Below are 20,867 nucleotides of genomic sequence, written 5' to 3'. Positions count from 1 at the left end.
GCTTGGGAAGCGAACAGTGGATGCGAAGCAGGGAAAACTCTCACTACCCCGGCGTGCAGCCCCGAGCACGGCCACCAGGCCGGATGCGCCTGCGGCCGAGCGGACCGGTGATCCCGGCGACGACCTCGGCGGCCTGGACAACGGGCTATTGGTCGCCCGGGCCGCTGAAGGCGACGACGACGCGTTCGCCGTACTGGTCCACCGCCACAGCGCACCGCTGCTGGCACTCGCATACCACATGCTGGGTAACCTCTCGGACGCCGAGGAGGCCGTGCAGGACGCCTTCATCAGCGCATGGCGGCGCCTCCCGGAGTTCCGCGGGGACGCCACGTTCCGCACGTGGATGTATCGCATCGTCACCAACCGATGCCTCAACGTCCTGCGCGGGCAAGCGCCTGCGGTGTCCTTGGACACCGTTCCCGAACCGACGGCCCACGACGCCGGTGGCGAACCCGCCCGTGCCGCCGAAAACGCGGCTGCCACGGCCGCGTTGGCTCAGGCGCTCCATGACCTCCAGCCCGGCCAGCGCGCCTGCTGGATCCTGCGGGAGCTGCACGGACTGTCGTACGAGGAGGTCGCACAAGTCCTGGGCGAGAGCGAACAGACCGTACGCGGCAGGCTCTTCCGGGCACGGCGCACCCTGATGAAGGAGATGTCCTCATGGCGCTAGACAACCCCCGTGCCTCGCGCGCGTGCGACGAGTCGGCCGCCTCGCGCCAGGACGTCGACGCCGCAAAGCTCGTCGGGGACGAGCGGCTGCCCTGCGGGCGACTGGTCAGCCACGTCTGGCAGCAGGCCCGCGCCTTCATCGACCAGAACGACCCCCACGCGGCCGACTGCGTGTTCTGCCGACAGGCGGTCGAGGGGCTGACAGCCCTGGACAACACCACCCGCACACTCCGCGCGGAACACCTCAGCGCTCACACCGTCGCGCGGCGGGTCATGCGCGCGGTACGCGCCGAGGTGCGGCTCGGTCGACTGCTGCCCTTGGACGATCCCGCGCAAGAACTGCGGATCGCGGAGACCGCGGTGGCGAAGGTCCTGCGTGGGGCCGCCGACCGCGTCCCCGGAGTGCGCGCCGCGAGCTGCCGCCTCAGCCCCGACGACGGCAGCACCAAGGTGACCATCACCATGACCCTCGCCATGACCCTCGACCAGCCCCTCCCCGGTCGGGCCACCGCGGTGCGCCGGGCCGTCGCGTACGCCGCCGCACAAGGGCTCGGTCTCGCCATCAGCGACATCGACCTGAGAATCGTGTCCGTACTGGAGCCCCTGACGCCCACAGCCTCTGCCGAACCCGCGGAACGGAAGAGGAGCTGACTGTGACCGCCGGAAACACAACACGCATCGAGCGCACCGCCGCCCGGGCGGCGCTGGCGGTCCCCGGGGTGGCCGGACTGCAGCCCAGCCTCCGCCAGGCCCTGGCCGGCGCCGCCACCCGAGTCCGGGAGGCCATCGGCTCCCCGGCACTGTCCCCCGAGGCCGGCATCCACGTCGAACACACCCCCGGAACCGGTGCCTGGCACGTCGAAGTCCGTTGCGTACTCACCGACGACCGCCGCGCTCTGGACACCGCACGCGATGTCCGCGACAACGTCCGATCGGCGGTCGGTTCACACGTAACCCGCCACGGCATACCGGAACCCGTCACCATCGTCGTTACCGTCACACGTATCACCGGACATCGCCCGTCACTCCACCCCCGAAACCACCGGGCCGTAACACCGACGGGGTCTCCCACCAGTCCCGTGTAAACAGCCGTGTCCCAAGGACGGCGGTCCGGTGCCGGTCCCACGGGTAGGGGCGTCGGTTGCACCCCTGCAAGCCGTTCAGCGCAGCGTCGCGTCCACTGCGGCGGCCAGCTCGGACAGCCGTTCCTGTCCCGTTGCGATCACCAGGTAGCGCCACGCGCCTCCGTCTGCCGGGCGGTCGGTGTGCAGGACCGCGCCGTCGCCCCGCTCAGCTTCGTATGCCAGGGACGCGTGGCGCAGCCGGGCCAGAGCCTGGGGGAAGGTGAGCGGCACCGCGGGCATGGTGGTGGCCATCAGCCAGGCGGGATTGGGGCCGGTGCGGCCGTTGCCGGACGTCAGGCGGCCAACCAGGGCGTGCGGCGTGGTCGTCGCGGTGCGCCGGACGTTGCTCTCTGTCGCGTACAGTCGGCCGTCCTCGCCCAGCAGAGCGTCGATTCCGTACGGTCCGACGTAGCCTTGCGCCAAGCAGATCACCCAGGGCCAGACCCCAGCGGTTCAGCTCATCACGCACCCCGGTTCGCTCGTCGCCAGGGAGCGGCGACCGATACCCGGTGAAGGTACCGCCGAGGGTGTCCATGCGACCGTCGAAGACCAGGCGTGGCCCCTCGAACGTGGCCAGGAACTGGGCGCTGACCGCTGCCGAGTGTGGCACGTGTTCTTCTACGATCCAGCAGCCTCGGGGGTCCTCGGCCCCGGCCGCAGGGTCGTCGCGGGTCACGAACCGCAGCCCGTAGCCACCGGCGGAGCGGTCCGGCTTGACGACGACGCGGGGGTATCGGGCCAGCATTCGGCCGACCGTGCCGGGCAGATCGCCGCCGCTGCAGACGCGGCCAGACGGTAGCCGCATGCCGACGTCGGCGGCGGCCGCCCGAAAGCCCGCTTTCGTGTTGTAGTCGGAAACCGCTGCCAGGGCTTCGGCGCCGATCGCCGGACCGGCCCGGCCCAGGGGAGAGACGGCCGCCCCGATCGCGTCGGCCAGCGCTAGCGTCGGAGCGTCCAGCGCGATCGGCAGCAGCCGCGCGCCCGAATACCGCATGACATGGCTCCGCAGCCGTTCGGCGAGCGGGCTGCGGTGGACCGTATCGGCGGTCGACCAACCTGGTTCATCACGGACCGTGATGATATCCACGGAGCCGTGTGGCAGGCCGAGGAGGGTGTGCACGTATGCGGTGAAGGGTTCGGACAGCACAACCGGCGACACCAGGGCGTCCCCCGGCCGGGCCAGAAACAGCTCGCGGGGAGCCTGCTCGGCCCATCGCGACAGCGTCGTGTGTTCTCGCAGGTCGAGAGCTACTGGGGACATGAAGTTGGCCAGGATGATCAGGGGCGCGTCTGCGCCGGGGGGCACGGCCATACGGCATCTGTTCCCGTCCGGCGGACCGGGAAGCGCCGTTGCGGAGAACGAACCCAACGGGCGGGGACCGGCGGCGCGCGGCCATACGCCGGACAGGGAGCATCGGACCCGACGAGATCCCCGGTGCAGCGGTACGCACGTTCCGTGACCGCCCCGAGTGGCCCCGCGTCCTCGTCACGCCGACCCTGGAAGACAGGTCGGGCGCGATTTCATCCGACGACGACGTGATGGTGGTTCCATGGCCGTACTACGAACCGACAGACCGCAGCGCATGCTGGCGATCCCCGGTGTCTACGCTCCGCAGCAGGACTCTCACCTGCTGATGCGGGCCATTCGCAGAGAGGGCGTCGGGCCAGGCATGGACGTTCTCGACCTCGGCACCGGGACCGGAGTCCTGGCCCTGGGCGCGGCCCGGCTCGGCGCCCGGGTGACAGCCATCGATGTCTCGCGGCGGGCGGTGCTGTGTGCCCGCGTAAACGCCGCACTGTCCCGCCGCCGAGTTGTGGTTTGCCGCCGTGACTTGTCCGCGATCGCGTCGTCGTTCGGCGGGCGGTACGACGTGGTAATCAGCAACCCGCCCTACGTCCCCACGCCCCCGGCCGGACTGCTGCGAAGCGGAGCGGCCCGTGCCTGGAACGGCGGACACGACGGGCGGGCCCTCGTGGACCAGGTCTGCGCCTGCGCCGCGAACGCGCTTCGGCCCCGGGGCGTGCTGCTTATGGTCCACTCCGGGCTGTGCGGGACCGAGACCACGATTGACCGGCTGACGGAGGCCGGCCTGCGCGCGCAGGTCAGTGACCGCATGCTGATCCCCTTCGGGCCGGTCATGCGTTCCCGACTGGCATGGCTGGGTGGACGGGGCCTGATGGACGAAGGACAAGACAAAGAGGAACTGGTGGTCATACGTGCCGAACAACCCTGAACGCCCCCGCCGGATACGCCTCGAACGCAACGGTCCGATGCTGGTGGAAGGGCCGGTCACCGTCACGGGCGATGACGGCGTGACCGTCACCTCGCAACGCTTCATGGTGGCGGTGTGCACGTGCCGCCGTAGCCGCACCTACCCGTGGTGCGACACCAGCCACCGCCGCAGAGCGTCCGAGCCGCCCAGACCCGCCGTCGGCACTGACACTGCCCCTTGGGCCGGCGACTCCCACCCCACCCGCGACGACAAGGGCGGAGACCCGGAATGACCGCGACGGCGTACATCGAGTCCCGACTCATCCGCCCGGGGCTGCCGACACCGCGCGGCGACCTGTCTGCGGCGATACTGGCGTCCCTGCGCGACGGGCAGCGCCCGCCACCCGGGCCGGAGGCAGTGGTGTCCGCGACCGATCCCTACGGCGGGGATGTCCAACTCGCGCTGTACGTAATGTATGAGCTGCACTATCAAGGGTTCGACGGCGTCGGCGACGACCGAGAGTGGGACCCGGACCTGCTGCGGCTACGCGCCGAGCTGGAGCGACGCTACCTGGACGCCCTGCGAGCGGACACGCCGGGCGCCGCGAGCGCCGAGGCGGCCCTGGCGCAGATCCTGTTAGAGCCCACCGACGACGGCACAGGCGTCAGCCACTATCTGCAGCATGAGGGCCGACTGGAACAACTACGCGAGTACGCGGCGCTGCGTTCCCTCTACCACCTCAAGGAGGCGGACCCGCATGCCTGGGTAATCCCGCGACTCCACGGGCGACCCAAGGCGGCCATGGTGGCGGTGGAGTTCGACGAGTTCGGTGCCGGGCGCGCCGAGCACATGCACGCGCGCCTCTTCGCCGACTTGATGGATGACCTCGGCCTGGAGCGCGGCTACGGCCGCTACGTCGACGAGGCACCCGCCGAGGCGCTGGCTCCGGTGACCATGATGTCCCTGCTCGGGCTGCACCGAACCCTGCGAGGCGCTCTGATCGGCCACTTCGCGGCCATCGAGGTGACCTCTTCACCGGGCTCGCAACGGCTGGCCGAGGCGATGCGCCGCAAGGATGCCGGACCGGCCGCGCAACGCTTCTACGACGAACACGTGGAGGCTGATGCCGTCCACGAACAAGTCGTCCGGCACGAGATCATCACCCCTCTGCTGGCGGACGAACCTCATCTGGAACCGGACGTGGTTTTCGGCGTCGAGGCCACCGGCCTGCTGGAGGGCCGGCTCGGCACGCACCTGCTGCACGAGTGGCGGCAGGGCCGGTCGGCACTGTGCCTCCCGCTGCAGCCGGCCGAGGACGGCGCAGGGTAGGCCCCGGGCGGACAGCTATTGGGCAGGCTGGGGCCGTGCCGTAACGCGCCGCCCGCTGGGGCATTCGACTTCACGGCCATAACCGGGAGGCAGGTGCGAGGTCGGGAAGCGCCCTGCTGATGGCGGACGCCGTAGGGGCGCGGCTGACGTGCACGAGAGCGGCCGCCGGGTGCGAGGACCACAAAGACCGCGACCGGCCTGGTTCACGGCGGGGGCAGCAGGGTGCCCAGCGGGCCCAGGTCCAAATTGAGGTCTTCCATGGTGAGGTCGTAGCGTTCACACAGTTCCGTCATGCGGTCATGGAGCAGCATGAGGGTCATCCCGATACGCTCTTCCTGAGCCTCGGTCAGATCACCTTGGTCGACCCGGTGAAGGGCTTGCCGTTCCATCAACTGCCGTAGCAGCTCGACGATGGTGAGCACCAGTTTCAACAGGCCGCGTTCGACGGTGTCCTTGTCGGTATGCAGTCGCCGGGAGAGCCGTTGGGCCCGGTTCTCGGAGGCCGGGAGATCGTCCGGGCCCGCGGGCAGCAGTCGGAAGACGTCAGAGGCTGCCTGGGTGACCTCATCCAGGTCGTGAATCGGCGATTCGTGTCCCCGATCGCGGCGGTTCATGGCGCTCTCCCCGACACCTGTCCGGGACGACGGCCCGCGACGGACGTCTCCGGCGATCGCTGTTCCGCGCGAATGGAGACAATGAGGGCCCGCAGAGAGATCCGTACGAGATCGACGTCCGCGATGGAGAGCGTCAGGTCGCCGGTCAGCACCACACCTCCGGTGAGCAGCCGGTCGAGGAGATCGATCAGCGCGATCTGCCGACCGGCAAGGGGGTGTGCGTCGTCGTCGGCCCATGGCCGGCGGTCGACGGGCTGTGCTGCGGGGCGAGCGCTGTGGGTCACTGGGTTCCCGCCTTCCGTTCCGTCGTTTCGGCTTCGGCGCCGCCTTCGCGGTGGGTCTCCTGGGCGTCGTCGGTGTCGTCCGAGGCGGTGAACGAGTACGGGGCCCACGGCCCGGTGATGTCCACACGGATGTCGTCGAAACTCTCGGCGGCGCCAAGGAGCCGTGTCTGGAACTCCTCGCCGCGTTCCCGGGGCACGAGATAGGCGTCGTTGGAGACGTTGTAGCCCGGACCCGTGGCGAGCTCCCCCTCCTGGAGGCGGTGCTGAACCCGGTCGACGGCAAGGCCGCGGGCGGCGGCGTCGATGCTCAGGACCGCGTCATGGGCCGCCCGCCAGGCATCCTCGCCAGACCTGCGCTGGCGCTGACGGCTGCGCAGGTAGTCGCGGCCCGGACTCGTGTCCGCCGCGGCCCGGACTCGTGTCCGCCGCGGCCCGGACTCGTGTCCGCCGCGGCCGACACGGCGGCCGGGGCCTGTGATCCGGGGCCGGGGAGGCAGCCCGTAGACCTTGACACCCCACTCCACATGGCCGGCCAGCCGATCGAGCAACCAGGCGAACTCGTCCGCACGCCGGTCCAGCATGTCGCGTACGCGGTTGTCGCGCAGTGCTCGTCGAGCGCTGTTCAGCCATGTCTACGGCCGAGCGAAGGCGGCCTCGCAGCTCATCCCAACTGACCTTACTAGTACTGTGCGATGTGCGGCGTCACGGGCCGTCGGTCTCGCCTCCGCGGCCTCGGCGGGCGAGTGCGCGCTGCGCCGTGGTGAGCAGTCGGCCGACGCCATGGGCGCGGAGTGCGGCGCGGGCCGCGTTGGCACCGGGCGCGCCGTGGACCGCGCCGCCGGGGTGGGCGGACGCGGAGGCCAGATAGAGGCCATGCACCGGCGTCTCGGGGCGGCCGGTCCCAGGGAGCGGCCGGAACACCGCCTGCTGGTGGAGAGCGGTTGTGCCGCCGTTGACCGCTCCGTCGCGCAGATTGCTGTCGGCGGCCTGGAGCGTGGGCGGCGCGAGGACGCGGCGGGCCAGGATGCGTTGGCGGAACCCGGGGGCGTACCGCTCGACCTGTTTCTCGATCCGGTCGGCCATGGCTTCCTGTTCGCCGCCGTCCCACCGTCCCTTCAGACCGTCGGGACCGGCATCTCCCCTGACGCGGTGCGGGACATGGGTGTACGCCCACGCCGACTCCGTGCCGGCGGGCGAGCGCGTCGCGTCGGACGTCGTCATCTGGCCGAGGAGTGCGAACGGCCGGTCGGGGATCCGGCCCATGGCGATCTGTGCCGCGAACCGCGTGAGGTCGTCCACCCCGTCGGCGAGATGCACGGTGCCGGCCGAGGCCGCCTCCGGAGCCGTCCAGGGCACGGGCCCGTCAAGGGCCCAGTCGACCTTGAAGGTGGCCCAGTCCCACTGGAAGCGGCGCAGATCCTCCCAGATCCGGGACGGCAGATGGTCGGCGCCGACGAGTTCGCGGTACAGATCCGGCGCCGATACGTCCGCCAGGACGGCTCTGCGTACGGGGACGGCCTCGCCCGTGGCGGTGCGGACCCCCACCGCCCGGCCACCCCGTACGACGACCCTCGTCACCCGCTCCCCACAGCGGACGACGACACCGCGCCGGCGCAACCGGCTCACCAGCGCCGCCGTCAGCTCGCCCGATCCACCGACCGGCACCGGAAAGCCGTACGTCTGGCCGAGCATGGACATCAGCCAGCCGAACCCGCCGCTGACCGCGGACTCCGGCCCCAGATCGGCGTGCAGTGCGTTGCCCGCGAGCAGCAGTCGGCCGCCCTCTCCGGCGAACTCCTCCTCACCGAGGCGTCGTACCGGCAGGAGCATGCTGCGTGCGAGCCGCAGTCCGCCCGCTCCGCGCAGCCGGGCCGCGAGCCCGGCTGTCGCCCGTACGGGTGGAAAGGGGGTGAAGAGCGCGCGCAGGAGGTCCTCGCGCAGCCGGTCCCAGATCCGGCAGAGGTCGGTCCAGGCCCGGCCGTCGCCGGGCGCGAAGGTGTCCAGTCCGGCCGCGGTCAAGCGGCGGTCGCGGTTGAGTACGGCGCAGCGTCCGTTCCGCAGGGGGTGCGCGACCACGTGAGGGGCATGGCTCCAGCGCAGTCCTTCCGCGTGCAGGTCGAGCCCGGCCAGTACGGGTGAGGCCGCGGCCATCGGGTAAAAGGCGCTGAACACGTCGCTCACGTAGTCGGGGTGGACTCCGCGGTCGCTGCGTACGGCACCGCCGGGCTCGTTCTGTTCCTCCAGCACCTCCACACTCCAGCCGGCGTCGGCGAGCAGGTTGGCCGCCACGAGTCCGTTGGGTCCGGCTCCGATCACCACGGCGTCGGTCATCGCTCCGTCCCTCCTCCGGTCGCCGTGCTTTCCCCGGGCGGGGCGGACGTAGCGGCCTCGGAAGAGCCGGGCGAGGCGGGGCTGTCGTGTTCCACCGCGTTCGCGAGCCGCGCGAGCATGCCGCGGTGCCGGATCTGCAGGAACGCGTCCATGACGAGGTTGTGGGCCGTACCGGCGAAGCCGCGCAGCGGGTGCTCGTCGACGATCACGAGCGTCTCGTCGCCCCAGGACCGGATGTCGAAGGCGATGCGCGCGGTGCCGAGACGCCCGCTGTGCGCCTCCACCTCAAGCCACTGCGGAGGCTCGTGACGCCGGACGACGGTATGTCCCCGCAACTCCTTGGAGCCCAGCCGCACCGTGTACGTGAGGGAGGAACCAACCTCTGGCCAGCGCCCCGCCCTGGGGAAGGAGCGTGCCGTGCCGACCACCCAGTCGGCGTATCGCGCCGGGTCCGAGAGGACCCTCCAGACAGCGGCCGGTTCGCGAGCGATGAGCTGGTGCCGTACGGCCATGTGCCCTCCCTGACGCATCGCTGTGAGCTGCGGTGAGTGCGGGTCCGAGTCCCGGAAGGCGCATGGCCTTCGGGGGGTGCGGATGCCGCCGTACGTCGATGAAAGCACCATATGAGCGATTTGGCGGCCCGGCTCGCGCCGTATGCCGTGCGCGCGTGTCCGGTCCGCGTTGTCCCGAGCATGCCGTCCGGCCGACAGGTGTTCGAGGCGGCTGAAGTCAAGTGGTGCCTGGCCGTCGGAACTTCGCGGGGACATTCTCGCAATGGTCGGAACACGTGAGATTCTGCCTCTGCGCCGGAGTGGACCGTTTCCATGCCGGTCGATCGGCTACCAGTAATGGCGGTGATGGCGCCGGACGAAAACGCCCACAAGCGGGATGTTTCCTCGTCGTTCGTCCCGCGACATGCATAGCCGGCGGAGGCAACGGGGGCTTCGCCGCCATTCGAGTTTCTTGGTGAGCGCCCGCAGCATGGTCAGGGTGCGAACGCGACGTGTTCGACGGGGCAGATCTGCGCGTTCATGTTGCGCTGCATCATACGCAGAGCGGCGTCCGCGAGATCGGCGTGGATATGGGCGACCGCATCGTCGGCGACGGTCACTTCAAAGCGTCTGACGTGCGCGTCAAGGGCCGAGTACAGGACACATTGCTCGGTTACCTGTCCGCACAGGATTACACGTCCGATGCCCAGCTGACCGAGCAGGTACGCCAGTGGCGTTTCGTAGAAGATCGAGTGCCGGGCCTTGACGACGAACAGTGACTCGCCGTCCGGCCGAATGGGATCGACGAGTTCCGCGTGCGGCCCGGACTGGACCCTCTCCAGGATCTCGCCGTGATGCGACCGCCATTCGCCGAAGTTGTCGTTCACGTAGATGACAGGAACTTTCGCTGCTCGTGCGCGTTCAAGGAGCTTCACGATGGAGGGCAGCGCATTCCTGACCGTGGGAAGGAGCCTTTCTGCATCGGGGTGGTCATAGGCGTTGATCATATCGATGACGATTACTGCGCATTTCATGCCTCCCACCATGGCATTAAGCGTTCGGTATTCCCAACGTGGCTTAGCCGGTCAGGGTGGCTCCCCAGCTGTGTTGCCTGGGCCCGCCCGGCGCTCCTGTGTCGCGGGCGGCGGCTTCGCGGGGTGAAGTGGGGATGCGACGTGTGAATGCCGTGCCGCTTCGAGGGCAGGCGCCGGGCACGTCATCCGAGGGTGCCGAGAAGCGCGGCACCTCCGAAGAGCGTGCCAAGGAGATCGCCTCGCGCTCCGTCAACAAGGAGCGAGCTCGGGCGGGACAGGCGAAGACGTCCAGCAGGGTCTCCACCCGCGACCCGAAGTCCGCCTCTCAGCGTGGCGGTGAGCGCTCACACAGAGGCCCTCAAGGACCGACGAGGGACCAGTTGTACGAGGAAGCGAAGAAGAACGTCGAGGGCCGCTCGTCGATGAGCGAGCAGCAACTCCGCGAGGCCCTCGGTCGCTGACCCGGGCAGCCCAGCGCGTGAAGGCGCGATACTACGCGGTGCACGCCCTGGTGGCCCCCGTCGGCCGTCGCTCGCCGTTCCCTGCCGGTCGGCCAACCATCGGGCGTTGGGCGGCTGTGCCGGAGCCTGGCGTGCCGCAGGTCGCGTTGACGATCACGTGATCAGCCTGGCTGGCACCGGGGGCACCACACCGTTCCACGCCCCGCGACGCGCCCCCGGCGCAGGGACTCGCCGCAACGCGGGCACGACGCGTCGGTACGGTCCCGGTGCCCCGTGAGCCAGGAATCGCGCGCCGGTACGCGGCCGGCGCGCACCGCGGACCGGAGAGTGCGCCGCATGTCCGTGTAGAGGCGGCCACGCTGCTCTTCCGTGAGTGTGTCGGCACGGTGAGCCGGGTTCAGCCGGGCCCGCCACAGAATTTCGTCGGCCAGCAGATTGCCGAGCCCCGCCAGCCGGGACTGGTCGATGAGGAGCGGCTTGACGCTTCCGCGCCGTCCGCCGAGGAGTTTGTCGAAGTCACCGCGGGCGATCTGCGTCGCGTCCGGCCCCTGACCGTCCAGAATCCGGGCGACGCCGGACTCCTCCGCCAGCCAGAGGCCCTTGAGCTTGCGCTGGTCGCGATAGCGCAGCTGCCGGTCATGTCCCACCGTGAACGCGACGCGGTCATGCGTGTGGAGTTCTTCGGCCGGGCGGCAGCACACGAGCAGTCCGGTCATGCCGAAGTGCAGGAGCACGGTGGGCCCGTCGGTACGGGCGAGTAGCCACTTCCCGCGCCGCTCGGGCTCGGCGAAGCTCCGCCCTTCCAGTTCGTGGCGGAGCCGCCGCGCGCTCACACCGTGCAGTACACCGGCGTCGTACACTTCGACGCGCTCGATCGTCCGCCCCTGGGCGCAGGACGCGAGACGGGAGCGAAACGCTTCGACATCAGGTAACTCCCGCACACCCTCTCGCAGGGGTACAGCCCGCGATTCAGCATGGGGACCTCACCGGCATCCCAGCACGTTAGGGATGGGGAGGGGTGATGACGGGTGACGAGGGAACAGTTTCCCCAGCACCATCCCAGCACGGAAAAACTAGGGGCCCGACTCCCACGAGTCGGACCCTGCTGACCTGGACGTTTGCCACATCGGCGACGTGGCGGTACGTCGCCTGCTAGACGTTGAATCGAAACTCGATCGCACGTCCCCGTCCTGCATGACGTACTCCTTGGCCTCCATGCGGGCCGCCCCACCGGCGAGTTATCAACCTCTGGCGCGGCAGCCCACAGGGGCCGACCCGACGGGTTGGACGCGTGGCCAACGCGTGACCAACAGCGGCCAGGAACAGTCAGAAACACCTAGATGAGGGCCGATCCAGGCGGTAAGCGAGAACCTGCACCAGAACCACAAAACTCCTGGTCAGAAGCCCTTTATGGCTCAGTCAGGCCAGGGGTGGCGGCCCCGGTCGTCCTCCCCTTGTCGCATGCGGAATCCACGCACATGCGGGCGAACGGATCCGGTCACCCCGATGGCCGAGCCCTGAAGATCCAGGTCCTCCGACCCCATCCGCCCCCGGCCCCACCGGCTCCGCACCGGCCTCACCGGCTCTTCCCGTTCGCTCAGCTCTCCGCCCGCGACCGGCGCGAGACCACCGCGCGCAGCACCCGCTGCCCCTCGGTCGACAGGTCCAGGGCCCGGCGCACCCCGGCGGCCCCGGCCGTCTCGGCGAGGACCTCCAGGATCGCGATCTGGCGCCGCAGTTCACCGGCGGCCAGCGGCCCGATCCCGTCCGTGCTCTCCGCGCCGTCCGCCGCGTCCGTCACCGCGCCGGTGTCCTCGCGGCACCGCGCGAGCCGTTCCGCCGCGGCGGCGGGGCCGCCCTCTCCCACCGGGTCGAACTGCTGATGGATCTCCAGCGCGACGACCGAGCAGGTGTCCGCCCAGGACCGCAGCGGACCGGCCGCCCACTCCGAGGGCGCGGCGCCGAGCATGGTCCGTACGAGCGCGGTGGTGACGTCGGGGGCCGGGCCGCACACGGCGTCCAGGGCCTCCCTTGACACCGACAGCCGCTCCGGCCAGCCCCGTTCGCCGCTGACGACGCCCGCCCACAGCGGTCGCAGGACCTCGGTCTCCTCGGCGAGCAGCGGCAGGCACCGGTCGAGGCAGGCGAGCCCGCTCGCGGCAAGGCCGCGCTCATCCGCTTCCGCGATCAGCTTCACCAGGCTCATTCACGTCTCCCGTCACGGACGCAGTACTGCCCCCTTGCCCCCTACTGCGTCGCACGGCTGGAATACGTCACTCGTAGATCGTCCGGAGCCATGCCCTCGGCTCGCTCCGTAGAGCTATACGCCGGGTTTTTCCGGTACGCCTGGGATTCCGAGCCCGTCGAGAAGGCGGAAGAACAACTCCTCGGCGAATGATTCCGGCCGCTGCAGGCGCAGCACTTCGAGGAGCGTCCAGGGCTCCACGGCGGCGCTCACCGCGCTGCCCGCCTCCGTGGCCCAGGCGACGGCCCGTCGCGTCGCGTCCTCCGCCGACAGGAAGAGCTCTTCGAGAACCATGTCGTTCACGGCGAGATGACGGGCCATCGGCTCCCGTGCCAGACAGGCGTACCAGGACCCGCTCTCAGGAGCCGCGGCCTCCACCGCCACGCATTCGCTGCCCATGACGAAGCCGAAGAGCACCGGCGATCCCATGGACCTGGCCAGCGCGCCCATGTCACCGATATCGGGCTCGCTCGGGTGCCGCCACACCTGCCAGCCGTCCGCCCTCTGTTGATGGAGCGTCAGATCGTGGCGCACGGCCGCCAGCGCCGGCTGCTCGGCGAGGGGACGCTCGCTCCCGCCCACGACGAAATAGCCCCAGAAACCCATATCCCGCTCCCCCGTACCCACGCATATGAGGGCTACAGCCTCACCCGGCCCGTATGACCCCGGCCTCGGCGGCACGGATCCGCCACAAGGCCGCCACTTCTCGTCCACAACGCACGGCGCGGCAGGCGCCGCCACTCTCGCGCCTGCCGCGCCCGCCGCCCCACCTCTCAGCCGGTCATCCGGCGCTGGTCACCTTCGCCGCCAGCGACTGGAACCCGCTCCAGCTCAGGGTCGGTTCGGCCGGGTTCCACAGCTTCTGGGAAATCGCCGCCAGCGGCAGCCTGATCCCGATCGCCACCTGGTCCTGGGTCTGCGCGTTCGGGAAGTCGCCCCAGACCGCGAACAGCCCGCCCTGGATCTGCTTCGAGTACCGCTCGGGCACCGGCGTCGTCCCGCGCAGGACCAGCGGGGTCCACTGCTCGTAGATCCGCTTCCCGGTCGGGTAGACGAAGTTGTTCGGCTGGCCGAGCACGTAGTACAGGTACTCGTCGTTGAAGTTCACGACCTTGCGCCCCTCGTTCAGATACTCCACGGGGGGCCGGGCCCCGATCTCCCGGCCGGTCCAGTACTGGACCTCCAGGGCCGGATCGGCCTTCACGACACCGCCCCGGAAGACGCCGTCGTTCCAGACCTTGACCGTCTTCTTGTACGGAGCCAGCGCCGCGGCCCGGTCGTTCGTCCAGGCGGTCGTCAGATCCTGGAGCGTGGCATTCGGCCCGTACTTCTGGACCGCGAGTTTCGCCAGCTTCGGGTACGACGCCTCGGGGTCGGACACGACCAGCGCCTGGTACTCGTCGGCGCCGAGGTTCCAGTACGGCCCGTTGAACAGCTGGGCGAACTCCCGGTCCAGTTCGTCGATGAGCTTCGCCGCCGCGGGCTGCGAGATGTCGATCGCACCCTTCGTGGGCACCCCGTTCACGTTGCGCAGCTGGAGCGAGGGGTAGGCGCGCAGGACCGCTCCCAGGTGTCCCGGTGAGTCGATCTCCGGCACGACGGTGATGTGCAGCTGTTCGCCGAGCTCCAGGATCTTCTTGACGTCGGCCCTGGAGAGATGCTGCGCGGAGACGATCTCCGGGTGGGTCCTGGACTCTATGCGGAAGCCCTGGTCGTCGGAGAAGTGCAGACCCAGCTGGTTGAGCTTGAGGTCCGCCATCTCGCGCATCCGGGCCTCGATCCAGCCCGGCGTGTAGTACTTGCGGGCGATGTCGAGGTTCAGCCCGCGCTGCGGGCGGGCGGGGCTGTCCTGTACGACGCCCTCCGGCATCACGCCGTCGGCGAGGATGGACTGCTTGAGCGTGCGGGTGCCGTAGAAGACCCCGGCCTGGCCGGGTCCGGTGATCAGCACCCGGCCACCGCTCGTGGTGAGCGTGTACGACTCGGCGGAGCCACCGCCGCTCTTCAGCGCCAGCTCGACATCGCCGGCCCGCGCCGCGACCTCGCCCCGGTAGCCGATCTTCAGCTCCTTGGCGAGCAGCTGGCCCTCGTCGGCGAGGCCCTCACCGCCCTTGGCTATGACGACCCCGCTGTTCGAGGCGGGTCTCCAGCCGGGACCGCGCGCCGCCTCGTGTTTCCGTACGGAGGGTATGCCGCGCGGCGAGCTGGAGAGCGGATACGACCGTGTGGGTGACGGCGTGGGGCTCACGGCGGAACGGTCCGCCTGCCCGGAGGCGGCCGCCGACCGCGACCGCGCGTCACTCGGTGAACCGGAACCCGTGCCCGTGGAGCCACATGCCGACACCGAGACGGCGGCGGCCAGCGCGACGACCGCTCCGGCGGCTCGGGCACCCTTTGATGACGACATCACTCGTAAACCTCCTGTGTGCGGCTGTCCAGCGAAAGTGCGACGGGATTACGACGAATACCGCGAAGGTCGCACGGCGGCGTCCATCGCGCGCGTCGAAACTCTCCCATCCGGGTGAAAATCGCGCATCCGCCGGACGTCCTCCGCGGAGCGTCGATAACGTTGACGAAGCAATTACCACTCCGCGCTCAACCACATCTCATGTGATCACGTCTCTCAGTACGCCTGTCGTCTCGTCTTGCGCCAGTACGCCCGTCGTCTCGTCCGCCCATCGCGTCCCTCACGCACTGCGCATGTCGCACTACTTCTGTCACACCGCAGCCGTCCCGCCGCGTTCGAGGAGCCCACGCTGTCCCGCGCGTCCCACGCCGGCCACACGACCGGCCACCACACGACCGGCCATACGAACGACCCCGCCGATGGCCGCGCGAACGAGCTCATGAACGGCCTCCGCCGTTTCAACGCCCTCCCGCCGGGCCTCGCCCAGGCCGCGCTGCTCGCCTGCTGCGGCAGCCGTCGGTGGGCCCAGCGGATGGCCGCGCACCGTCCGTACCACGACGTCGATTCGCTGCTCGCGGGCGCCGACGAGGCGAGCTACGACCTCTCCCACGCCGACCTCGCCGAGGCACTCGCCGCCGAGGCGTCCTCGGGCCCGCCCCACAGCGCGCCCGCGGCGGCCAGGACCGCGCTGCGCGCCGCGCACGCCGCGTACGAGAGCAGCTTCGGCCACGCCTTCGTGATCAGCCTCGACGGCCACCGCCCGGAGGAGTACCTCGACCACGTACTGGCCGGTATCCGCACCCGGCTCTCCCACGACCCGGACCACGAGAGATCCGTCTCCGCCGACGAACTGCGCCGACTCGCCCGGGGCCGGCTGGCCCGGCTGCTCGCCTCCGGCCTCACGGCCGGAGCGGCAGGATCCGCCGCGGTCACGGCCGACCACATAGCCGGAGACGGGCATTCAGGCTGTCCCGGTAGCCCGTCCGTGCCTGTTTGATTGCCTGTTTGATCACACCTATGGGCCCCCGGGCGAACGAACCGACAAGTCGTCGCTACGATGGCCGGGGCCGGTGGACCGTACCCGGCCGGGCGCGACCGACACCACTGTGCTTGATTGAGTAGAAGATGGCGGCCGGCCCCGATCCCCGCTCCCGGAGGGTTTTTCCGTGCCGGCTGGAACGCTGTACCGCGGCCGGGAAGGAATGTGGTCGTGGGTGGCTCATCGAGTCACCGGCGTGCTCATCTTCTTCTTCCTGTTCGTACACGTGCTGGACACCGCTCTCGTCCGTGTCTCACCCGAGGCATACGACGACACCGTCGCGATCTACAAGACGCCGGTCGTAGCGCTGCTCGAGTACGGCCTTGTGGCCGCCATTCTCTTCCACGCGCTCAACGGCCTGCGCGTCATCGCCGTGGACTTCTGGTCCAAGGGCCCGCGCTACCAGAAGCAGATGCTGTGGACCGCCGTGGGCATCTGGTTCATCCTGATGGTCGGCGCCCTCTACCCCGTGCTCGGCCACGCCGTGCGCGAAGTCTTCGGGAGCTGAGAGTCCGCCGATGTCTTCCAACAACACAGTCACTGAGACCTCTTCCGCGATCGGTGTCGTCGAGGGCGAGAGCCTGTACGACGTCGATCACCCGGCGCCCGTCATCGAGGCGCCGCGTCAGCGGACCAACAAGACCCCGAAGGCGACCCGCGGCAACTTCGAGATGGCCGCGTGGCTCTTCATGCGGCTGTCCGGTGTCGTACTGGTCGTGCTGGTCCTCGGTCACCTGTTGATCCAGCTGGTGCTGGACGGCGGCGTGTCCAAGATCGGCTTCGCCTTCGTGGCCGGCCGCTGGGCCTCCCCGTTCTGGCAGGTCTGGGACCTGCTGATGCTGTGGCTGGCGATGCTTCACGGGGCGAATGGCCTCCGCACGATCATCAACGACTACGCGGAGCGCGCCAACACGCGCCTGTGGCTCAAGGGCCTGCTGTACACCGCCACGGTGTTCACCATCCTTCTGGGCTCGCTGGTGATCTTCACCTTCGACCCGAACATCCGCTAAAGCCGGGGCTGACGAGACAATGAAGATCCATAAGTACGACACCGTCATCGTCGGCGCCGGTGGCGCCGGTATGCGCGCGGCCATCGAGTCGACCAAGCGCAGCCGTACCGCCGTGCTGACGAAGCTGTACCCGACCCGGTCCCACACGGGCGCCGCGCAGGGCGGCATGGCCGCCGCGCTCGCCAACGTGGAGGAGGACAACTGGGAGTGGCACACCTTCGACACGATCAAGGGCGGCGACTACCTGGTCGACCAGGACGCCGCCGAGATCCTGGCGAAGGAGGCCATCGACGCGGTCCTCGACCTGGAGAAGATGGGCCTGCCGTTCAACCGGACCCCGGACGGCACCATCGACCAGCGCCGCTTCGGCGGTCACTCCCGTAACCACGGCGAGGCGCCGGTCCGCCGGTCCTGCTACGCCGCGGACCGTACGGGCCACATGATCCTCCAGACGCTGTACCAGAACTGCGTCAAGGAGGGCGTGGAGTTCTTCAACGAGTTCTACGTCCTGGACCAGCTGCTGACCGAGGTCGACGGCGTCAAGGTGTCCGCCGGGGTCGTCGCGTACGAGCTCGCCACCGGCGAGATCCATGTCTTCCAGGCGAAGGCGGTCATCTACGCGTCCGGCGGCACCGGCAAGTTCTTCAAGGTGACCTCCAACGCGCACACCCTGACCGGCGACGGCCAGGCCGCCTGCTACCGGCGCGGACTGCCGCTGGAGGACATGGAGTTCTTCCAGTTCCACCCGACGGGCATCTGGCGCATGGGCATCCTGCTCACGGAGGGCGCCCGCGGTGAGGGCGGCATCCTGCGCAACAAGGACGGCGAGCGCTTCATGGAGAAGTACGCGCCCGTCATGAAGGACCTCGCCTCGCGCGATGTCGTCTCGCGCTCCATCTATACGGAGATCCGCGAGGGCCGCGGCTGCGGTCCCGAGGGCGACCACGTCTATCTGGACCTGACGCACCTCCCGCCGGAGCAGCTGGACGCCAAGCTGCCCGACATCACCGAGTTCGCCCGTACGTACCTGGGCATCGAGCCGTACACGGACCCGATCCCGATCCAGCCGACCGCGCACTACGCCATGGGCGGCATCCCCACCAACGTCCAGGGTGAGGTCCTCACGGACAACACGACGGTCGTTCCCGGTCTGTACGCGGCCGGCGAGGTCGCGTGCGTCTCGGTGCACGGCGCCAACCGGCTGGGCACCAACTCGCTGCTGGACATCAACGTCTTCGGACGCCGTTCGGGCATCGCCGCCGCCGAGTACGCCGCGCAGCACGACTACGTCGAGCTTCCCGACGACCCGGCGTCGCTGGTCGAGGCCCAGGTCGAGCGGCTGCGGGACTCCACGGGCAAGGAGCGGGTCGCCACGCTGCGCCTGGAGCTCCAGGAGTGCATGGACGCCAATGTGATGGTGTTCCGCACCGAGCAGACGATCAAGACGGCGGTCGCGAAGATCGCCGAGCTGCGCGAGCGCTATCTGAACGTGTCCGTCCAGGACAAGGGCAAGCGGTTCAACACGGACCTGCTGGAGGCCATCGAGCTGGGCAACCTGCTCGACCTCGCCGAGGTGATGGCGATCTCGGCCCTGGCGCGCAAGGAATCGCGCGGCGGCCACTACCGCGAGGACTACCCGAACCGCGACGACGTCAACTTCATGCGCCACACCATGGCGTACCGCGAGGTGGGCGACGACGGCACCGAGTCGATCAGGCTCGACTACAAGCCGGTCGTCCAGACCCGCTACCAGCCGATGGAGCGTAAGTACTGATGGCTACCCCGACCATGGACAAGCTGGAGGCGCTGGAGGCGGACTCCACCTCCTCGCATCTCATCGCGGTCACGTTCCGGATCCGCCGCTTCAACCCGGAGGTCTCCGCCGAGGCCGAGTGGGAGGACTTCCGGATCGACATCGATCCGAAGGAGCGCGTGCTCGACGCCCTCCACAAGATCAAGTGGGACATCGACGGCACACTCACCTTCCGGCGCTCCTGCGCGCACGGCATCTGCGGCTCCGACGCGATGCGTATCAACGGCCGTAACCGGCTGGCGTGCAAGACGCTGATCAAGGACATCATCTCCACGGACAAGACCGGGGCCGTCGGCAAGCCCGTCACGATCGAGGCAATAAAGGGACTCACGGTCCTCAAGGACCTGATCGTGGACATGGACCCGTTCTTCCAGGCGTACCGCGATGTGATGCCCTTCCTCGTCACCACCGGCAACGAGCCGACGCGCGAGCGGCTCCAGTCCGCCGAGGACCGCGAGCGCTTCGACGACACCACCAAGTGCATCCTGTGTGCGGCGTGCACGTCGTCGTGCCCGGTCTTCTGGAACGACGGGCAGTACTTCGGTCCCGCCGCGATCGTGAACGCGCACCGCTTCATCTTCGACTCGCGTGACGAGGCCGGGGAGCAGCGGCTTGAGATCCTCAACGACAAGGACGGCGTGTGGCGTTGCCGCACGACGTTCAACTGCACGGACGCCTGCCCGCGCGGTATCGAGGTAACGAAGGCGATCCAGGAAGTCAAGCGCGCGCTGATCACGCGCCGCTTCTGAACACACGGGGCTGAGCACCGGGCTCCGAAGGGCTCGTTTCTGTAGGTACGTCATACAGAAACGGGCCCTTCCTGTGTCAGGATCGATCCTGTCGACAGGCCCAGGGGAACGGGGAGATGAAGAGATGACTGAGCCCAATCCGTACGCGGACGGGGAGTACACATGGGGGCCGACGCCGGGCACGCCGCCGGGCACCTCGCCGACCGGCAGGCCGGGGGTCCCGGAGTACGACTTCCCCAACCCGACGCTCGCCGACGGAGCACCGGGCGCCGCCGTCGGCTACGGCTACCCCGGCGCCAACCCCGCCCCGGGTTACGGCTATCCGCAGTCCGGCGCCCCGTACCCGGTACCGACGGGCGCCGCCGGGACGCCGCTGGTGTCGATCGGTGACATCACGGTCGTGGGCGACTCGATCATCACCCCGTCGGGCACGCTGCCCCTGAGGGGCGCGGTCTGGAACGCGACGGACATGTCCCGTACGGAGGAGAAGATCCCGACGCACGCCATCATCCTGGCCATCGTCTTCTTCATCTTCTGTCTGCTCGGGCTGCTCTTCCTCCTGATGAAGGAGAAGACGACGACGGGCTTCATCCAGGTCACGGTCACCAGCGGCGGCAGGCACCACTCGACGATGATCCCGGCCCATCACGCGGGCACGTTCCAGATGGTCATGGGCCAGATCAGCTACGCGCGCTCGCTCAGCGCGATGTGATGTAGGGGTCGAGGGGTGGCCGGGGCGGGCCGGGACCCGCACCCGACCTCACGGCGTGCGCTTCTCCTCCGGCGGTGGGTGGCCGAAGATCCTCTCGAACAAGACGGCCTCATCCGGTTCCTGGACCGCGCCGAGCAGCGCACGGTGGAGCCGCCGATACGCGAGGCGTTGCCTCCGTCGCTCCAGCAGCCGCGCGACGACGCCGAACCGACGGCGCCGGCCTCGCCTCAGGGCCCACCACCCCCGCCGACAGGCGGCGCCGACGGCGGCTCGTAGTCCGGGCACATCGGATCGCCGCACTCGCACGGCGGCCACGTGAGCGCCGACGCCGGGGCCAGGTCC

The 20,867-nt window shown here is 69.5% G+C and carries 24 protein-coding genes and 1 pseudogene; 13 read left to right on the top strand and 12 right to left on the bottom strand.

Annotation, left to right across the window (positions count from 1 at the left end):
- The first annotated feature begins 133 nt into the window (after positions 1 to 133).
- Entirely contained in the window at positions 134 to 670 is a 537-nt protein-coding gene (locus ACIRQP_RS08405) for an RNA polymerase sigma factor (RefSeq protein WP_403885400.1), read from the top strand.
- Positions 661 to 1,320: a hypothetical protein gene (locus ACIRQP_RS08400; protein WP_403885280.1), complete on the top strand. Its 660-nt coding sequence runs from the start codon at positions 661 to 663 to the stop codon at positions 1,318 to 1,320. The genes ACIRQP_RS08405 and ACIRQP_RS08400 overlap by 10 nt, the downstream gene beginning before the upstream one ends.
- A 509-nt stretch (positions 1,321 to 1,829) precedes the next feature.
- Here ACIRQP_RS08400 and ACIRQP_RS08395 read toward each other — a convergent pair.
- Entirely contained in the window at positions 1,830 to 2,216 is a 387-nt protein-coding gene (locus tag ACIRQP_RS08395; RefSeq protein ID WP_403885277.1) for a peptide ligase PGM1-related protein, read from the bottom strand.
- Between the two features lie 508 nt (positions 2,217 to 2,724).
- Positions 2,725 to 3,054 (bottom strand): annotated as a pseudogene (locus ACIRQP_RS08390) (hypothetical protein); the annotation flags it as partial.
- Positions 3,055 to 3,343: 289 nt separating this feature from the next.
- Between ACIRQP_RS08390 and ACIRQP_RS08385 the strand changes: the two are divergent.
- The 3 genes from ACIRQP_RS08385 to ACIRQP_RS08375 are packed head-to-tail and all read left to right on the top strand — an operon-like array spanning position 3,344 to position 5,335.
- Entirely contained in the window at positions 3,344 to 4,027 is a 684-nt protein-coding gene (locus ACIRQP_RS08385) for a HemK2/MTQ2 family protein methyltransferase (RefSeq protein ID WP_403885274.1), read from the top strand.
- Positions 4,011 to 4,298 carry a CDGSH iron-sulfur domain-containing protein gene (locus ACIRQP_RS08380; RefSeq protein ID WP_403885271.1) on the top strand — a complete coding sequence of 96 codons (288 nt, stop codon included), beginning with the start codon at positions 4,011 to 4,013 and terminating at the stop codon, positions 4,296 to 4,298. Before ACIRQP_RS08385 ends, ACIRQP_RS08380 begins: the two co-directional genes overlap by 17 nt.
- Positions 4,295 to 5,335, top strand: coding sequence for an iron-containing redox enzyme family protein (locus tag ACIRQP_RS08375; RefSeq protein ID WP_403885268.1), 1,041 nt, complete (start codon positions 4,295 to 4,297; stop codon positions 5,333 to 5,335). The genes ACIRQP_RS08380 and ACIRQP_RS08375 overlap by 4 nt, the downstream gene beginning before the upstream one ends.
- Positions 5,336 to 5,538: 203 nt before the next feature.
- Here ACIRQP_RS08375 and ACIRQP_RS08370 read toward each other — a convergent pair whose 3' ends face one another.
- The 6 genes from ACIRQP_RS08370 to ACIRQP_RS08345 all read right to left on the bottom strand — a co-directional run bounded on the left by ACIRQP_RS08370 (position 5,539) and on the right by ACIRQP_RS08345 (position 10,101).
- Positions 5,539 to 5,949 carry a gas vesicle protein K gene (locus ACIRQP_RS08370; protein ID WP_403885265.1) on the bottom strand — a complete coding sequence of 137 codons (411 nt, stop codon included), beginning with the start codon at positions 5,947 to 5,949 and terminating at the stop codon, positions 5,539 to 5,541.
- On the bottom strand, positions 5,946 to 6,233 hold the full coding sequence (locus tag ACIRQP_RS08365; RefSeq protein WP_403885262.1) for a gas vesicle protein: 288 nt from the start codon (positions 6,231 to 6,233) through the stop codon (positions 5,946 to 5,948). Before ACIRQP_RS08365 ends, ACIRQP_RS08370 begins: the two co-directional genes overlap by 4 nt.
- Complete coding sequence (locus ACIRQP_RS08360) at positions 6,230 to 6,838, bottom strand: GvpL/GvpF family gas vesicle protein (protein WP_403885397.1); 609 nt, start codon at positions 6,836 to 6,838, stop codon at positions 6,230 to 6,232. Before ACIRQP_RS08360 ends, ACIRQP_RS08365 begins: the two co-directional genes overlap by 4 nt.
- A gap of 97 nt (positions 6,839 to 6,935) precedes the next feature.
- Positions 6,936 to 8,564, bottom strand: coding sequence for a phytoene desaturase family protein (locus ACIRQP_RS08355; RefSeq protein ID WP_403885260.1), 1,629 nt, complete (start codon positions 8,562 to 8,564; stop codon positions 6,936 to 6,938).
- Positions 8,561 to 9,076: an SRPBCC family protein gene (locus ACIRQP_RS08350; RefSeq protein ID WP_403885257.1), complete on the bottom strand. Its 516-nt coding sequence runs from the start codon at positions 9,074 to 9,076 to the stop codon at positions 8,561 to 8,563. Before ACIRQP_RS08350 ends, ACIRQP_RS08355 begins: the two co-directional genes overlap by 4 nt.
- Positions 9,077 to 9,549: 473 nt before the next feature.
- Complete coding sequence (locus tag ACIRQP_RS08345; RefSeq protein WP_403885254.1) at positions 9,550 to 10,101, bottom strand: isochorismatase family cysteine hydrolase; 552 nt, start codon at positions 10,099 to 10,101, stop codon at positions 9,550 to 9,552.
- A gap of 122 nt (positions 10,102 to 10,223) precedes the next feature.
- Between ACIRQP_RS08345 and ACIRQP_RS08340 the strand changes: the two genes are divergently transcribed.
- Positions 10,224 to 10,550: a plasmid stabilization protein gene (locus tag ACIRQP_RS08340; RefSeq protein WP_403885251.1), complete on the top strand. Its 327-nt coding sequence runs from the start codon at positions 10,224 to 10,226 to the stop codon at positions 10,548 to 10,550.
- Positions 10,551 to 10,711: 161 nt separating this feature from the next.
- Here the strand turns inward: ACIRQP_RS08340 and ACIRQP_RS08335 are convergent, their stop codons facing one another.
- From ACIRQP_RS08335 to ACIRQP_RS08320, 4 genes are all read right to left on the bottom strand, one after another.
- A complete protein-coding gene (locus ACIRQP_RS08335) occupies positions 10,712 to 11,491 on the bottom strand; it encodes an Fpg/Nei family DNA glycosylase (protein ID WP_403885248.1) in 780 nt (259 codons plus the stop codon).
- Positions 11,492 to 12,147: 656 nt separating this feature from the next.
- Entirely contained in the window at positions 12,148 to 12,756 is a 609-nt protein-coding gene (locus tag ACIRQP_RS08330; RefSeq protein ID WP_403885245.1) for a hypothetical protein, read from the bottom strand.
- 114 nt (positions 12,757 to 12,870) lie between these two features.
- A complete protein-coding gene (locus tag ACIRQP_RS08325) occupies positions 12,871 to 13,401 on the bottom strand; it encodes a hypothetical protein (RefSeq protein ID WP_403885242.1) in 531 nt (176 codons plus the stop codon).
- A gap of 175 nt (positions 13,402 to 13,576) precedes the next feature.
- Positions 13,577 to 15,202, bottom strand: coding sequence for a glycoside hydrolase family 20 protein (locus ACIRQP_RS08320; protein ID WP_403885239.1), 1,626 nt, complete (start codon positions 15,200 to 15,202; stop codon positions 13,577 to 13,579).
- 439 nt (positions 15,203 to 15,641) lie between these two features.
- On the opposite strand from ACIRQP_RS08320, the gene ACIRQP_RS08315 reads away from it, so the two are divergent.
- From ACIRQP_RS08315 to ACIRQP_RS08285, 7 genes are all read left to right on the top strand, one after another.
- On the top strand, positions 15,642 to 16,199 hold the full coding sequence (locus tag ACIRQP_RS08315; RefSeq protein ID WP_403885236.1) for a 2-oxo-4-hydroxy-4-carboxy-5-ureidoimidazoline decarboxylase: 558 nt from the start codon (positions 15,642 to 15,644) through the stop codon (positions 16,197 to 16,199).
- Positions 16,200 to 16,368: 169 nt separating this feature from the next.
- Positions 16,369 to 16,749: a succinate dehydrogenase, cytochrome b556 subunit gene (gene sdhC / locus ACIRQP_RS08310; protein WP_356515869.1), complete on the top strand. Its 381-nt coding sequence runs from the start codon at positions 16,369 to 16,371 to the stop codon at positions 16,747 to 16,749.
- Positions 16,750 to 16,759: 10 nt separating this feature from the next.
- On the top strand, positions 16,760 to 17,251 hold the full coding sequence (locus tag ACIRQP_RS08305) for a succinate dehydrogenase hydrophobic membrane anchor subunit (protein WP_403885233.1): 492 nt from the start codon (positions 16,760 to 16,762) through the stop codon (positions 17,249 to 17,251).
- Positions 17,252 to 17,270: 19 nt separating this feature from the next.
- On the top strand, positions 17,271 to 19,025 hold the full coding sequence (sdhA, locus tag ACIRQP_RS08300; protein WP_403885230.1) for a succinate dehydrogenase flavoprotein subunit: 1,755 nt from the start codon (positions 17,271 to 17,273) through the stop codon (positions 19,023 to 19,025).
- The gene (locus ACIRQP_RS08295) at positions 19,025 to 19,813 is read left to right on the top strand and encodes a succinate dehydrogenase iron-sulfur subunit (protein WP_403885227.1); all 789 of its coding nucleotides are present in this window, start codon (positions 19,025 to 19,027) and stop codon (positions 19,811 to 19,813) included. Before sdhA ends, ACIRQP_RS08295 begins: the two co-directional genes overlap by 1 nt.
- 124 nt (positions 19,814 to 19,937) lie before the next feature.
- A complete protein-coding gene (locus ACIRQP_RS08290; protein ID WP_403885225.1) occupies positions 19,938 to 20,525 on the top strand; it encodes a hypothetical protein in 588 nt (195 codons plus the stop codon).
- 78 nt (positions 20,526 to 20,603) lie between these two features.
- Positions 20,604 to 20,801 carry a hypothetical protein gene (locus ACIRQP_RS08285; RefSeq protein WP_403885222.1) on the top strand — a complete coding sequence of 66 codons (198 nt, stop codon included), beginning with the start codon at positions 20,604 to 20,606 and terminating at the stop codon, positions 20,799 to 20,801.
- Positions 20,802 to 20,867 lie beyond the last annotated feature (66 nt).

The sequence above is a fragment of the Streptomyces sp. NPDC102274 genome (genome assembly GCF_044766385.1).
In the GTDB taxonomy this organism is placed as follows: Bacteria; Actinomycetota; Actinomycetes; order Streptomycetales; family Streptomycetaceae; genus Streptomyces.
This window is presented reverse-complemented; position numbering and strand designations above follow the sequence as displayed.